The following is a 14,678-nucleotide window of genomic DNA, read 5'->3' as shown; positions in this document are numbered from 1 at the left end:
CTCGAATCCATTCTGGTAACGAGGCATGCGTAATGGAACTGGATCCCCTGCTGTTATCGCGAATTCAATTCGCGTTTGTGGTGGCATTTCACGCCATCTTCCCCGTGTTCACGATTGGCTTGGCCTCCTATATCGCACTTCTCAACGGGCTCTTCTTCAAGACCGAGAATCAGGCTTGGGATAGGCTGGCGTTGTTCTGGACTCGCGTGTTTGCCGTGGTATTCGGTATGGGCGTGGTATCGGGCATCGTCATGTCTTTTCAGTTCGGTACCAACTGGAGCAACTTCTCGCTGGCGACCGCCAACTTCCTCGGTCCAATGCTGAGCTACGAGGTGGTAACGGCCTTCTTCCTTGAGGCCGCCTTCCTGGGCGTACTGCTCTTCGGTCGCGGTAAAGTGCCGCAAGGGGTGCATCTTTTCGCGTCGATCATGGTGGCCTTGGGCACTTTCATTTCATCGTTCTGGATCCTTTCCGCCAACAGCTGGATGCATACGCCCACCGGCTTTGAGGTGATCGATGGTCGCTTCCAGATTACCGACTGGAGCGATGCGATCTTCAATCCCTCGTTCCCGTTTCGCTTCTCACACATGGTCATCGCCTCGTTCCTCACCGGGGGCTTTGTCGTTGCCGGGGTAAGTGCCTGGTACCTGCTGATCGGCCGTGATGCGGAGGCCAACAAGAAAGCGCTTTCGATGTGCCTGTGGATGTTGCTTTTTCTGGCCCCGGTGCAGGCCGTGGTGGGCGATTTCCATGGCATCAATACCCTGGAGCACCAACCGACCAAGGTGGCGGCGATGGAAGGCAATTGGGAAACCATGCGCAATGCACCGTTGCTGCTGTTTGCCGTGCCGGATCAGGAGGCTCAGCAGAACCATTTCGAGATCGGGATTCCCAGCCTGGCGAGCATCATCCTGACGCATAGCGCCGACGGCGAGGTGCCGGGGATCCGCAAGGCCTCGCCGGAAGAGCAGCCCCCCGTGGCTATCGTCTTCTGGTCATTTCGGGTCATGGTCGGGCTCGGGTTCCTGATGATCGCGGTAGTCTTCATGGGGCTGTGGCTGCGGCGTGGCGGACGTGTCTTTGAGCACCGCGGCTATCTCCAGACGCTGCGCGTGATGACGGCGGCCCCCTTTATCGCCGTGCTGGCCGGCTGGATCGTCACCGAGACGGGACGAGCGCCCTGGCTGGTGTATGGCGTCATGTCGCATGCCGAAGGGCTGACGCCCTCGCTCACCGGGGGAATGGCGCTTTTCACGCTGATCGGCTATATGGCGGTTTACGCGGTGGTGTTTTGTGCCGGGGTCTATTACCTGACTCGCGTGGTACGCCAGGGGATGCTCCCGGGTCAGCCTGACTTTTCCGATGACATCGAGCGACCCTCGCGGCCGCTGTCGGCGGCGCATGCGACCTTCGACGATGCCTCGCGCACCACGATGGGAGGCTGAAGCATGGAAACGTTCGATTTGTCGTTGATCTGGGCATTGATCATCGGTTTTGCGGTAATCATGTACGTCGTGATGGATGGCTTCGACCTGGGGCTGGGGATTCTCTTTCCCTTCGCGCCCGACGAAGACGCCCGCGACGTGATGATGAATTCCGTGGCACCGGTCTGGGATGGCAATGAAACCTGGCTGGTGCTGGGCGGCGCTGGTCTGCTGGCGGCCTTCCCGCTGGTCTATTCGGTGTTTCTGCCGGCCCTCTACATCGGCGTTTTCCTGATGCTTGCGGGATTGATCTTTCGCGGTGTCGCCTTCGAGTTTCGTTTCAAATCACGCCGGCGACGGATCTGGTGGAACCGCGCGTTCTGCTGGGGGTCTGCGGTGGCAACTTTTGCTCAGGGCGCGGTCGTTGGCTCCTATATCCAGGGATTTGCCGTCGAGGATTTCGTCTACGTAGGCGATGCCTTCGACTGGCTGTCGCCGTTCACGGTGCTCACCGGGCTTGGCATGATGGCGGGATATGCTCTTCTTGGGGCGACATGGCTGATCCTCAAGAGCGAAGGTCATGTGCAGGACTGGGCGTATCGAATCGCGCCGACGCTACTCATTGCCGTGCTCGCGGTCTTCGCGATCATCAGTGTCTGGACGCCATTCCTCGACCCGAATGTCTGGTCGCGGTGGTTCGATCACATCCAGCTGATCTGGGTGCTGCCGGCGTTGTCGATGGCATGCGCTTTCACCATCTTTCGCTCCGTGCGTCGTCGCGATGAGGGGTTACCCTTCATTGCGACCCTGGGCCTGTTCATCTTCACCTACCTTGGCTTGGTCGCCAGCAAGTGGCCGGTCATCGTGCCGCCTAACTACACGATCTGGGATGCGGCGTCGGCCCCGGAATCGCAACTCTTCCTGCTGATCGGGATGTTGTTCGTCATTCCGGTCGTACTTACCTACACGGCCTGGAGTTATTGGGTGTTCCGGGGCAAGGTCAAGGTCGGTGAAGGCTACCATTGAATCATGCATTGATTGATGCGTTGGTTGATGCGTTGGCTGATGCTTAGAACCAACGATGACGCGACGGACCTGAAACCAAGGGGTTGGCTTGCCGAGCTCGCTGCGAGAGAACGCCCGCTGCTGTTCCTGGCGTCGTTCTGCGGGATGATGGCAGGAGGCTTTACCATCCTGCAAATGGGGCTTCTGGCGTGGCTTTTGTCGCAATTGCTGGAGGCAAAGGCGGGGCTGGATATACTATGGCCAGGGTTTGTCGCCCTGGTGACGGTCGTGTTGCTTCGCGCCATGGCTCAGTGGACTCAGGAAGCCATGGCGCTCGAGGCTAGCCTGCGGATACGCCGGCGTGCGCGTGCCCAACTGCTCGATCATCTGGCGTTGCTTGGTCCCGTGCGGCTGGCGGGTCGGCATTCGGCCTCGCTGGCCAACCAGCTGGTGGAGCAGGTCGAGGCATTGGATGGCTACGTTGCTCGCTTTCTTCCGCAAATGCGCCTTGCGGTGGCGGTTCCGTTGATGATTCTCGGCGTCGTGGTCTGGCTCGATTGGTTAGCGGCGACGTTTCTGCTGATTTCGGCACCGCTTATCCCCCTGTTCATGGCGTTGGTCGGCATGGGCGCGGAGCGTCTTAACCGCGATCAGTTTGCGGCCGTCGCACGCCTCTCGGGCCACTTCATCGATCGGGTGCGTGGCATCTCGACCCTGCAGTTGTTCGGCCGCACTCGAGAGGCCACCCGGGACGTGCAGCAGGCGGCCGATCATTATCGCCGCCTCAGTATGCGGACCTTACGGCTGGCGTTTCTATCCTCGGCAGTATTGGAGTTCTTCGCCTCGGTGGCGATCGCCGTGGTGGCCATTTACGTTGGCTTCGGGCTGCTCGGCTATATCACCTATGGCCCGTCGACCGAGCTCACACTCTTTACCGGCCTGCTGGTGCTGCTGTTGGCGCCTGAGTTCTTTCAGCCCTTGCGCAGCCTGTCACAGCATTATCATGACCGTGCAGCGGCCCTGGGCGCCGCCGAGGGCATGGTGTCACTGCTGACCATGCCGGTCGATCCGGGGAGAGTGCCGGGTGTCGAATCGCCGCCCACGCCTCCTGGCGTCTTGGTGAGCCTCGAGGCTGCCACCCTGACGTATCCTGGTCGAGGGACCATCCTCGGCCCGCTGACCCTGACGGTGCGACCCGGCGATATCCTGGTGGTCACCGGCGCCTCCGGTGCCGGCAAGTCGAGCCTGCTGCAGTTGCTGGCGGGGTTTGTCGACCCCTCACGCGGCAGGCGTTGCGTCATGCCGGGCCTGCGTTTTGCCTGGATGGACCAGCGCCCCTTGCTGATCCAGGGCAGCCTGGCCGATAACCTGCGTCTGGCAGCGCCCAAAGTCACTGACGAGGCCATGCGAGCGGCCCTGGAGCGCGCCGGCCTGGCCGAACTATTGGCGGCGTTGCCCGAGGGGTTGGCAACGTCATTGGGCGAGCGTGGGATTGGCCTGTCCGGCGGGCAGGCCCAGCGTCTGGCGCTGGCGCGTATTTTCTTGTCCTCGGCTCCGCTGGTCCTGCTCGATGAACCCACCGCCCATCTGGATGCTGATACCGAGGCCGAACTCGCCGTGGCCTTGAATGAACTTGCGCGGGAAGGCCGGTCCTTGGTGGTCGCCACGCACCACCCTGCCCTGATGCGCCTGGCGAATCAGCGGATCGATCTCGGCGATGCCCGAGTCAAGGAGGCGGCGATTGACTGAGCAGCACGCGATGTCCCTGAGGGCGACCCTTGCTCCCTGGCTGCGCCTGTTGGCGCAGCGCCGGGGACGCCTGAGCATCGGCACCCTGCTCATGGCGTTGACGCTGGTCTCGGCGATCGGCCTGTTGGCGCTCTCCGGCTGGTTCATCACCGCCAGCGCCCTGGCCGGTACCGCGATGGCGGCGGGGGGAGTGGCCATCAGCCTGAACGTTTATGTGCCTGGGGGCGGGATACGCGCGTTTGCGCTGACGCGTACGGTGGCACGTTATGTCGAGCGACTCTATAACCACGACACGGTTCTCAGGCTATTGGCCGATCTACGCACGCGTCTGTTCGGCGTCCTGGCCGGGCTCGATGAACATCGCCTGTCACGGCGGCGCGCCAGCGACTGGTTGCACTGCCTGACGGCCGACATCGATGCCATGGATAGCCTTTACCTGCGTCTGCTGGCGCCGCCGTTGGTGGCGGTGGCGTCGGTCATTGCGCTATCGGCTTTCTTGTCGTTCTGGCTGCCAGCGGTCGGGCTCGCGATATGTGGCCTGCTCGGTGTCGCGATCGGTTGGTTGATCGTGGGTCAGTCGCGTCTCGGTATGGCGGCGAGTCGACGGCGCATGGAAGACCTCGAGCAATTGCGTGGTCGATTGATCGAGCAGTGGCAAGGACTTGCCGAGCTCGAGGCCTACGATAGCCTGACTTCGCACCGCCAGCGCTTGGACGGCATCGAGACGCAATTGGAGGCAGACCAGCGGTGCCTGGGGAGGCTGGCAGCGCTCGGCAATGCCGTCGCAGGGCTCGCCGTCGGAACAACCGTGACGGTAGTGCTCTGGCTAGCGGCGCTGGCCTATACCAGCGGGCAACTTTCCGGCCCGGTCATGGTGATGATGCCGGTGGCGGTGCTGGCCTTCAATGAGGCCTTGGCACCGCTGGCCATGGCTTTCACTCACCTCGGAGCGACGCGTGTCGCAGCGGCGCGGCTTAATGACCTGGAAGCTGCTGCCGTCAAGACAGGAACGCAGCGTCGAATAATATCCTCGGGCCCACTCCCGGCGAGGCTGGATAACGTCACGCTGCGCTACCCGGGCGCCCTTGTACCGGCATTGTCGTCCGTTTCGCTTTGCGTGGCGGCGGGAGAACGAGTGGCGCTGTGTGGCGCCTCGGGGGCCGGTAAATCCAGCGTCGCCGCGTTGCTCGCCGGCCAGCTGCGACCCACGCAGGGTGAGGTCATGCTTGACGGCAAGCCCTTGCAGGATGTGACGCCGACGACGCTGGCCCAGTGCGTGGCGGTTCTGACGCAGCGCATCGATCTTTTCGATGACAGCCTGGCGGCCAATTTACGCCTGGCCGATCCCGGCGCCGATGAGACCCGGCTCTGGCTCGCCCTGGCGATGGTCGAGCTATCCGATTGGGCGGCGGGACTGCCCAACGGACTCGCCACCCGAGTGGGCGAGGGCGGGCGTCAGCTCTCTGGCGGGCAATCCCGGCGGTTGGCGCTGGCGAGGCTGGTGCTGCGCGATCCCGGCCTGGTGATCCTGGATGAGCCCTTCGCCGGTCTGGAAGCGGCAACTGCAGCAAGGATTGCCGCGCATCTCGATGGCTGGCTCAACGGACGCACAGTGCTCTATCTAGTGCACGACCTTGGCGAAAAAGTAGACCCACCAGGTATCGATCGCCAGCTGATGATGCGGGAAGGAAGGCTAGTGCCCCTTTGATAGCCCCTGCGCGACGGCCGGCTTTGCACGAATGGTCAGGATGTTTCAGGATGAGACTCACCACTCCCCGACGAGGTGTGCCATGCGTGATTTCCTCAGGCGCCTGCCCAAGGCCGAACTCCATCTGCACATCGAGGGCTCGCTGGAGCCCGAGCTGATGTTCTCCCTGGCCGAGCGCAACGGCGTCAGCCTGCCCTATGCCTCCGTGGAGGAGGTCCGGACTGCCTATGACTTCTCCGACCTGCAGTCCTTCTTGGATCTCTACTACCAAGGCATGAGCGTGCTGCGCACCGCCGAGGATTTCCATGACCTGGCAATGGACTATTTCCGCCGGGCGAGAGCCGAAGGTGTGGTCCATGTAGAAATGCACTTCGATCCTCAAGCGCACCTGGCCCGTGGCGTTGGGCTGCCGGTCATAATGGAAGGGCTGAACCTGGCACGCCGTCATGCCGAGCGCGAGCTAAGCCTCTCTTCGGCATTGATCATGGCGTTCCTGCGTGATCGTCCCGCGGAGGAGGCGATGTCAGTACTCGAGACGGCCGCTCCCTACTGGGAAATGCTTGATGCCGTGGGGCTGGACAGCGCCGAGCAGGGCAACCCACCAGCAAAATTCATCGAGGTCTACGAGCGAGCTCGGCGTCTGGGTATTCCCCGTGTTGCGCATGCCGGTGAAGAAGGGCCAGCCGACTATATCCGTGAGGCGCTGGATCTGCTGGACGTCTGCCGTATCGATCACGGCGTGCGCTGCCTGGAGGACCCGGCGCTGGTCTCTCGCCTGCGTGACGAAGGCGTCGTGCTGACCGTCTGCCCGCTTTCGAATGTACGGCTCAAGGTCGTCGAGCGACTCGAGGATCATCCCTTGCCCAAGCTGCTCGATGCAGGGCTGCGGCTCACGCTGAACTCCGACGATCCAGCCTATTTCGGCGGTGGCATGCTGGCTAACTTCGAGGCTTGCACCGACGCCTTCGGTTGGTCGAAGGAGGTCTTCATCCAGCTTGCCGGTACGGCCATCGAGGCCGCCTTCATCAGCCAGGAGCGGCGTCTTGAACTGCGTCGCCAACTGGCGCATGCCCACTAGACACACGAACCCCGCCTCAACCAGGGTTCGTTTCCTTCGTGAGTCTGAGCCGGGTCAGGGCAGGGCGGGTACCTCGAAGTCGGGCATCTCGCCAGTCAGGGTATGCAGGAAGGCAACAATGTTGTCGATCTTTTCGTCTTCGAATTCCTGACCCAGCATCTCTTGGCCCATGATTGCCACGGCCTCCTCGAGCGACTCGGTGGCGCCATTGTTCATGTATGGATAGGTCACGGCCACGTTGCGCAACGTCGGGGTACGGAACTTGTGCCTGTCACTCTCCTCTCCCGTGACGTCGAAGCGCCCGACATCGGTGGAACCCGGCACCTGGATGCGGTGGAACTGGCTGTCACTGAGGTTCGGCCCGCGGTGGCAGGCGATGCAGCCGTTGTCGACGAAGGCCACCATGCCTTCCTTCTCCTGCTCGTTCAGGGCGTCCATATCGCCACGCAGGTAGCGGTCGAAGGGCGAGTTCGGGGTGTTGAGGGTGCGCTGGAAACTGGCCAGGGAAACGGCCAGGTTATCGGCATGCAGGGGGTCGTCTTCCTCCGGGAAGGCCTCGGCGAAACGCTCCTGGTAGATGGTGAAGCCCTCCAGGCGTTCGAGTGCCTGCTCCAGTTCCATGGCCATCTCCACATCGGCCTCGATGGGTCCCAGGGCCTGCTCCTCCAGGTCGGCGGCGCGGCCATCCCAGAACTGCGAGTCCAGGAAGCCGGAGTTGAGCACCGTGGGGGTGTTGCGTTCGCCGATCTGGCCGTCGTGACCGGTGGCCCGGGGGATTCGGTCGGCCCAGCCGAGCGCCGGGTTGTGGCAGGTCGCGCAGCTGATCACGCCGCTGGAGGAGATGCGCGGCTCGAAGAACAGCATCTTGCCGAGCTGGACCTTCTCCTCCGTCAGGGAGTTATCGTCGGGTATCGGCGGGAAGTAGGGAAGCGGGTCAAAGCGTTCGCGGTAGTCTTCCAGGTCGTCGGCCAGGGCGGCAGCAGAAACAGATAGCGCGCCGCCCACTATGATCGCGCTCAACAGATGAGGTTTGTGTAAGGTCATGGCAATTCCCTATGGTTCCCTTGCGGTCAACGTCATTTGTGTCCCTCACATTAGTGTTGTGCGGACGTCCGGGGAACCGTGGGCAACGGCGTATTGACCCATCCTTGTTTTGAGTCAAGTTTCGCCGACAAGAGGGGCATCCAGGGTGCCGATCCGTGGTTTCTTGTGACGTTTTCTTGTTAAGTAGAATCTGACGCGCGGGCGTCACCCGTGGGCATGACGAACATGCTGGCGATGTCCACCGGCCCAGGTCTCGGCCACTGTACGGTCGTCACCGAGCAGCATCACTGCAAAGAGCGTCTCGGAAAGCGAATGGCTGCGGGCTGTGCGCCGTGCCAGCAGCGGGGTGGCGGCTGGGTCCAGCACCACGAAGTCGGCTTCCATGCCTGGCGCCAGGCGGCCGATCTGGTCGTCGAGGGAAAGCGCCCGGGCGTTGCCGAGCGTCAGCCCATGGAAGCCCTGCCAGGCGGTCAGCGGTTGGCTGCGTAGCTGGCCCACCTGGTAGGCGGCCTTGAGGGTCGCCAGGCCCGAGAGGTCGGTGCCGGCGCCTACGTCGCTGGCATAGGTGATATTGAGCCCCACCTCGCGTGCCGCCAGCCGGTCGAACAGGCCGCTGCCGAGAAAGAGGTTGGAACTCGGGCAGAAGGCGAGGTTCGCCCCCCGCTCGGCTAATCGGCCACGCATCTGCTGGTCCAGATGGACGCCGTGAGCGAAGGTGCTGCGCGGACCGACCAGGCCCGACTGCTCGTAGACCGCCAGGTAGTCACGGCTTTCGGGAAAGAGCTCGGCCACCCAGTCGAGCTCGCCGGTGTTCTCGGCCAGATGGGTCTGCAGCCACAGGCTCGGGTCGTTGCGCATCAGCCCGCCGGTAGCGTCCAGCTGGGCCCGGCTGGAGGTGGGGGCGAAGCGTGGCGTCAGGCTGTAGCCGAGTCGCCCCTTGCCGTGCCAGTCGGCGATCAGTCGTTCGGTGTCGCGGATGCCGCCCTGGGTGTCGTCGGTGAGCACCTTTGGCGCATGGCGGTCCATCAGCACCTTGCCCGCCAGCATGCGCAGGTCCCGGCGGCGACTGGCGGAGAAGAAGGCGTCCACCGATACCGGATGGCTCGAGCAGAATACCTGGGCGGTGGTGGTGCCGACCTTGAGCATCTCGTCGAGAAAGGCATGGGAGATCGCCTCGGCATGCTCGTGATTGGCGAAGCGGCACTCCTCGGGGAAGGTGTACTCATTAAGCCAGTCGAGCAGCTGGCGGCCGAACGAGGCCATGATCTCGAGCTGCACGTAGTGGACATGGCTATCGATGAAGCCGGGCATGATCAGCTTGCCGCGATGGTCGATCACTTCGAGGCCCGCCGGGAATGTCGGCGCCAGGCGCTCGAAATGGTCGACGGCGCGGATGCGACCGTTCTCTACCCACAGGGCACCATCCTTTATGTGTCGCACGCTACCCTCAGCGGGTGTGTCGCCCTCGCCGGGGTCGGCGTCGAAGCTCAGCAGTTCGGCGCGCAGTACGCGCGAGTCGGTCGGGTACATATTCAGGGCTCATCGTTCGGATTTCAGTGCGGCGCGTAGTTCGTCTGGTTTCAGTCCGCGTTGATCGCCTCGTTCGGGCGACTCGACCAGTGGCAACAGCTCGGCGATGGCGGCGATAGCGATGGCATAGGGGGTCTTGTCGCCTCCGGTGCCACCACTTGCCGTGCCGATGGGGCAGCGCACCGTGGCCAGCGTCGCTTCGTCGTGTCCCGCATCGGTGAGCCGCGAGCGAAAACTGGCCCACTTGCTCCTTGAGCCGATCAGACCCAGCGAGGCCGTATCGCCGCGGGCGAGCAGGGCATCGATCAGCTCGCGGTCCTCGGCGTGGTCATGGGTCAACACCAACGCGTGGCTGTTCACGGGCAGTGTAGCCACGGCGGCTCGCGAGTCCGCTGCGTGGCGACAGGTTAGACGCGGCTGCAGCTCGGCCCAGTCGGGGAAGACGCCGTCGCGGCTGTCATGCCACAGGACTCGCCAGGGCAGCGGGGCGGCCAGGCGCACCAGTTCCCGGCCCACATGCCCCGCGCCGAAGATGGCGAGCGTCGTGGTACTGCCCGGGAAGACTTCGAGCAGCACGTTGACGAAGCCGCCGCAGCACTGGCCACTGCGTCCCCCGAGGCTAAAGGCCTCGAGGGTCATGCCGGCCACGGCCCTTCCCTCAATGCCCGCCAGGCGCTTCTGGGCCGCCTCGATCACCTGGTACTCGAAGGTGCCACCGCCCAGGGTGTCGTAGACCGCGTCGGCGGTGATCGCCATCCGTGCCCCGGGTTCCCGTGGCGTGGAGCCGGCGCTGGTCACCTGGGTGGCCAGGGCATGGGGCACGCCCTCACGCTGCAGTCGGTGCAGGGCGGCATGCCAGCTCTCGGGGCGCATGTCCCAGGGAGGCGCGGTCGTCATCGAGGCTCACCCTTGTCCAGCGGCCGGGGAACCTGGCCGGCACGCAGCGCCTCGGCGGCCAGCAGTATCCGCTCTGGCGTCGCCGGGGTATCGAGCCGTGGGGCCTCTCGGTAGTCGGCCAGGCTTGCTAGCGCATCGCGCAGCGCCGACCACACCGAGATGGCGAGCATGAAGGGCGGCTCACCCACTGCCTTGGAACGGTAGATGCTGGCCATGGAATTGGGATGGCCCTGGAGCAGCTCGACGTTGAACACCGGCGGTAGGTCGCCGAAGGTGGGGATCTTGTAGGTGGCCGGACCGTCGGAGATCAGCCGGCCGGCGTCATTCCACTTGAGTTCTTCGCTGGTCAGCCAGCCCATGCCTTGGATGAAGCCACCCTCGATCTGACCGAGATCGATGGCCGGATTCAGGGAATCGCCCACATCATGAAGAATGTCGACGCGATCGACCTGATGCTCGCCGGTCAGGGTGTCGACGCTGACTTCGGCAACGGCCGCCCCATAAGCGAAGTAGTAGAAGGGGCGTCCCTGGCCGGTCTCACGATCGTAGTGGATCAGCGGGGTGGCATAGAAGCCCTTCTCTGAGAGCGACACCCGACCGAGGTAGGCGGCCTGCACCAGCTCGCCCCAGGGAATGCGCCGCTCGCTCTCGCCAACGCCTGCCACCAGGTGGCCGGCCTTCAGGTGCATGCCCTCGCGGTCGAGGCCACCGAACTCGGCGAAGAAGTGCTCACTGGCAAAGTCGAATAGCCTTTCCTTGAGCTTCAGGCAGGCGTCACGGGCGGCCATGCCGTTGAGATCGGCGCCGCTGGAGGCGGCGGTGGGTGAGGTGTTGGGCACCTTGTCGGTACGTGTGGCGGTGATGCGCACGCTGTCGGCATCGAGCGACAGTTCGCGCGCCACCACCTGGCAGATCTTGGTGTGCAGGCCCTGTCCCATCTCGGTGCCGCCGTGATTGATCTGCACGCTGCCGTCGGTATAGACGTGCAGCAGGGCCCCCGCCTGGTTGAGGTGCTTGGCGGTGAAGGAGATGCCGAACTTCACCGGCGTCAGCGCCAGTCCCTTGCGAATCACGGGGCTTGTGGCATTGAAGGCGGTGATATCCCGGCGGCGCGACCAGTAGTCGCTGCTTGCCTCGAGCCGCTCGACGACATGGTGCAGCAGTGCAACCTGCTCCACGGTCTGGCCATAATGGGTAATATCCCGGCGGGTGACGTCGCGACCGGCCCGGTAGAGATTGCGCTTGCGGATCGTCAGCGGATCCTCGCCGACACGCCGAGCGATGTCGTCCACGGCCGCCTCGATCGCCATCATGCCCTGGGGGCCGCCGAAGCCGCGGAAGGCGGTGTTGGACGCGGTGTGGGTACGCGCCCGGTGGCCGGTGACCCGCGCCTCGCCGAGAGAATAGGCGTTGTCGGCGTGAAACATCGCACGGTCGACGATGGCGTCCGAAAGATCCGGGGAGTAGCCGCAATCGCCGATCAGGGTGATCTCGCCGCCCTGGATTACGCCCTCGGCATCGACGCCCAGGCGATAGCGGTTATGAAAGGGGTGGCGTTTACCGGTGACGTGCATGTCCTCAGCACGCGGCAGGCACACACGCGCGGCGCGGCCGGTACGCCGGGCAATCAGCGCCGCGATGCAGGCCCAAGGCGAGGCCTGGGTCTCCTTGCCGCCGAAGCCGCCACCCATGCGGCGTACCTCCACGGTGACCGCATGGAAGGGGATGCCCAGCACCTCGGCGACCAGTTTCTGGGTCTCGCTGGGGTGCTGGTTGGAGGTATGAACGATGACCCCTTCGTCCTCGGTGGGCAGCACCAGGCAGGCCTGGCCTTCCAGATAGAAGTGTTCCTGACCACCGACGAATTGCTCGCCCTCAATGAAATGGGTGGCGCTTTCCAGGGCCTGTTCCCAGTCGCCGCGCTGCTGCACATGGGTAGGGCGCACGAACTCGCCGCGCTCGGCGGCCGCCACCGGGTCGAGGTTGGCGGGCTTCTCGTCGATCTCTACCACGCCGGTGTCGAGTGCAGTTTTCACCGCTTCGCGGGCAGCACGCTGGCTCTCGGCCGCCACGGCGAAGAGTACCTGGCCGAGGTAGCTGATCTCGTGTTCGAGGAAGATCGGATCGCCCGGAAAGACCGGGCCGATATCGGTATGACCGGGCACCTCGTGAAAACCGACCACGTCGACCACGCCCGGCATTGCGCGCACCTTGTCCAGGTCCAGCCGGGTCAAGCTGCCGTGGGCGACCGGGGAGAGGCCGAGGGCGACATGCAGGGTGTCGGCCGGGGCCTTGATGTCATCGATATAGGCAGCGCGGCCGGTAACGTGTTTTACCGCACTCTCGTGGGCCAGGGCGCTGCCGGCACCACCGCGGGAAGCGGCGGCCTCGACCTCACGGGCGAGGGGACCGTCGCCCTTTATCCGCCCTTGCTGGGCCTCGCGGACCCGGGTCGATTCCGCTGCCACATCAATGTTTGCCTCGGTGTTCTCTTCCGTCAAGGCATCGTGCGCCTCAGTCGACGCGTCTTCGTGCGCCTGAGTCGGCGTATCTTCGGACGCCTTGTTCGGCGCGGCTTCGGGCGCCTTAAAAAGCCTAGTGAGCGTACGCATGGAGCATCACATCCCGGTCAGTGTGGTCGCCCTGCTGCGCCTGGCCGTCGCCGAGAAGGACCAGACGCAGGCGCTCAAGCAGGTTGGCAGCGGAGAGCCGGCGGTAGTGGGCGCTGCCGCGCACATCGCTCATCGGCTGGAAGTCTTGCGCCAGCGCCAGTCTCGCGGCCTGGAAGGCGCCGGGGGACGGCGCCTGTCCCTCGAGAGCAGCCTCGGCCGCGACGGCCCGCTTGGGCGTCGACGCCATGCCACCGAAGGCCAGGCGCACATCGCGCATCACGCCATCCTCGAGCCGCCAGCTGAAAGCGCCGAGCACCGCGGAAATGTCGTCCTCACGCCGCTTGGACAGCTTCCAGACCCTGAGGTGTCGGCCTGGCTCGGGACGCGGCAGGAAGATCGCCCGGATTACCTCACCTTCGTGCTCTTTGTCCTGATTCAGCGCGGTCTTCTTGTAGTCGAGGAAGAAGGCGTCGAGGGGCAGCTCGCGCTCACCCTCCGGACCGGCTAGCCACAGCCGGGAGCCCAGGGCCAGCAGCACCGGCGGGGTGTCGCCGATGGGCGAGGCGTTGGCGATGTTGCCTCCCAGGGTGCCGCGGTTGCGCACCTGGGCCGAGCCCAGGCGGTGCAGCAGGTGGGCGAAGGCCTCATGGTGCTCTTCGAGCAGCGGTTCCAGGCGCGAGTAGGTCACGGCGGCGCCGATCCACCAGCCCTCGCGGCCGTCCTCCAGGGTGGTTGCCTCGATGACCTGGAGTTCGGCGACGCGCGTGACGTCGACCACGCGCTGGAAGCGGGCCAGGCGCTGGGTGACCTCGAGCCACAGGTCGGTGCCGCCGGCGACGATCGGCGCCTCGGGATAACGGCGACGCAGCTCGACCAGCTCGGCGAGGGTCCGTGGCTGGGCGAAGGCGGCATCGGCATCCTCGGCCTTGGGGGCCGGCGCTGCCGCATCCCGCCATGGCGGGGGCTGCTCAGGATACTCGTTCATGGAGAGGGCGGCGTCGCGAATCGGCCGGTAGCCGGTGCAGCGGCAGAGGTTGCCGCCCAGTGCCGCCTCGAGACGCTGCGGGGTCAGCGGCGCCGGGGACGTTGTCTCGCCCTCGTGCTTGTTTTCATAAAGCGTGAACAGCGACATCACGATGCCCGGGGTGCAGAAGCCGCACTGACTGGCGTGGCATTCGACCATGGCCGCCTGGGCGGGGTGCAGGGTGACGCCCTGAGCCAGGCCCTCGACGGTGACCAGCTGCCGACCCTGCAATTGATGGGCGGGCGTGATGCAGGCGTTGGCACTGTGGTAGCGAACCTGGCCGCCGGGGCCGGTCTCGCCGATGGCCACCGTACAGGCCCCGCAGTCGCCGGAGGCGCAACCTTCCTTGGTGCCGGTCTGGCCGAGGCCCTCGCGTAACAGCTCGAGCACGCTGGTATCGGGGGAAGCCGCGAAGTGACGTGGCTGGCCGTTGAGCAGAAAGTCGATCATGGCCGGTCTCTTGTTCTGAGCTGACCATGTGGTCAGGATGTTTCAAGCTTGGTTCAAAACAGGAGGCTTTGCAAGGTCGTTTGCACGCCGCGGCGGGGTGGGGCACTATCGCCGTCACTTGTCCCTCCCGGGCCATCGCAACGCCCCGTCAGGGTAG

10 protein-coding genes are annotated in these 14,678 nt (G+C 64.6%); 5 read left to right on the top strand and 5 right to left on the bottom strand.

Translation table 11 applies throughout. From position 1 onward, the window contains the following. Nucleotides 1-32: 32 nt before the first annotated feature. The 5 genes from KG088_RS10740 to KG088_RS10720 all read left to right on the top strand — a co-directional run bounded on the left by KG088_RS10740 (nt 33) and on the right by KG088_RS10720 (nt 6,964). Entirely contained in the window at nt 33-1,445 is a 1,413-nt protein-coding gene (locus tag KG088_RS10740; RefSeq protein ID WP_213825524.1) for a cytochrome ubiquinol oxidase subunit I, read from the top strand. A gap of 3 nt (nt 1,446-1,448) precedes the next feature. After that, nucleotides 1,449-2,450, top strand: a complete 1,002-nt coding sequence (gene cydB, locus KG088_RS10735) for a cytochrome d ubiquinol oxidase subunit II (protein ID WP_213825523.1) — start codon at nt 1,449-1,451, stop codon at nt 2,448-2,450. 39 nt (nt 2,451-2,489) lie between these two features. Further along, nucleotides 2,490-4,178: a thiol reductant ABC exporter subunit CydD gene (gene cydD / locus KG088_RS10730; RefSeq protein WP_213825522.1), complete on the top strand. Its 1,689-nt coding sequence runs from the start codon at nt 2,490-2,492 to the stop codon at nt 4,176-4,178. Beyond that, a complete protein-coding gene (gene cydC / locus KG088_RS10725; RefSeq protein WP_250148202.1) occupies nt 4,171-5,886 on the top strand; it encodes a thiol reductant ABC exporter subunit CydC in 1,716 nt (571 codons plus the stop codon). Before cydD ends, cydC begins: the two co-directional genes overlap by 8 nt. 82 nt (nt 5,887-5,968) lie before the next feature. Further along, complete coding sequence (locus tag KG088_RS10720) at nt 5,969-6,964, top strand: adenosine deaminase (RefSeq protein WP_213825520.1); 996 nt, start codon at nt 5,969-5,971, stop codon at nt 6,962-6,964. A 54-nt stretch (nt 6,965-7,018) separates the two neighbouring features. On the opposite strand, the gene KG088_RS10715 is transcribed toward KG088_RS10720, so the two are convergent. From KG088_RS10715 to xdhA, 5 genes are all read right to left on the bottom strand, one after another. Continuing rightward, nucleotides 7,019-8,008 carry a cytochrome-c peroxidase gene (locus tag KG088_RS10715; RefSeq protein WP_213825519.1) on the bottom strand — a complete coding sequence of 330 codons (990 nt, stop codon included), beginning with the start codon at nt 8,006-8,008 and terminating at the stop codon, nt 7,019-7,021. Between the two features lie 204 nt (nt 8,009-8,212). Next, complete coding sequence (gene guaD, locus KG088_RS10710) at nt 8,213-9,538, bottom strand: guanine deaminase (protein WP_213825518.1); 1,326 nt, start codon at nt 9,536-9,538, stop codon at nt 8,213-8,215. 9 nt (nt 9,539-9,547) lie between these two features. After that, nucleotides 9,548-10,435 (bottom strand): xanthine dehydrogenase accessory protein XdhC, encoded by an 888-nt coding sequence (gene xdhC / locus KG088_RS10705; protein WP_250148201.1) that lies wholly within the window; start codon nt 10,433-10,435, stop codon nt 9,548-9,550. After that, nucleotides 10,432-13,047: a xanthine dehydrogenase molybdopterin binding subunit gene (xdhB, locus tag KG088_RS10700; RefSeq protein WP_250148200.1), complete on the bottom strand. Its 2,616-nt coding sequence runs from the start codon at nt 13,045-13,047 to the stop codon at nt 10,432-10,434. Before xdhB ends, xdhC begins: the two co-directional genes overlap by 4 nt. After that, nucleotides 13,031-14,521, bottom strand: coding sequence for a xanthine dehydrogenase small subunit (gene xdhA, locus KG088_RS10695; protein ID WP_213825517.1), 1,491 nt, complete (start codon nt 14,519-14,521; stop codon nt 13,031-13,033). Before xdhA ends, xdhB begins: the two co-directional genes overlap by 17 nt. Nucleotides 14,522-14,678: the final 157 nt, after the last annotated feature.

This window comes from Halomonas jincaotanensis (assembly GCF_018448785.1).
Taxonomy (GTDB): domain Bacteria; phylum Pseudomonadota; class Gammaproteobacteria; order Pseudomonadales; family Halomonadaceae; genus Halomonas; species Halomonas jincaotanensis.
This window is presented reverse-complemented; position numbering and strand designations above follow the sequence as displayed.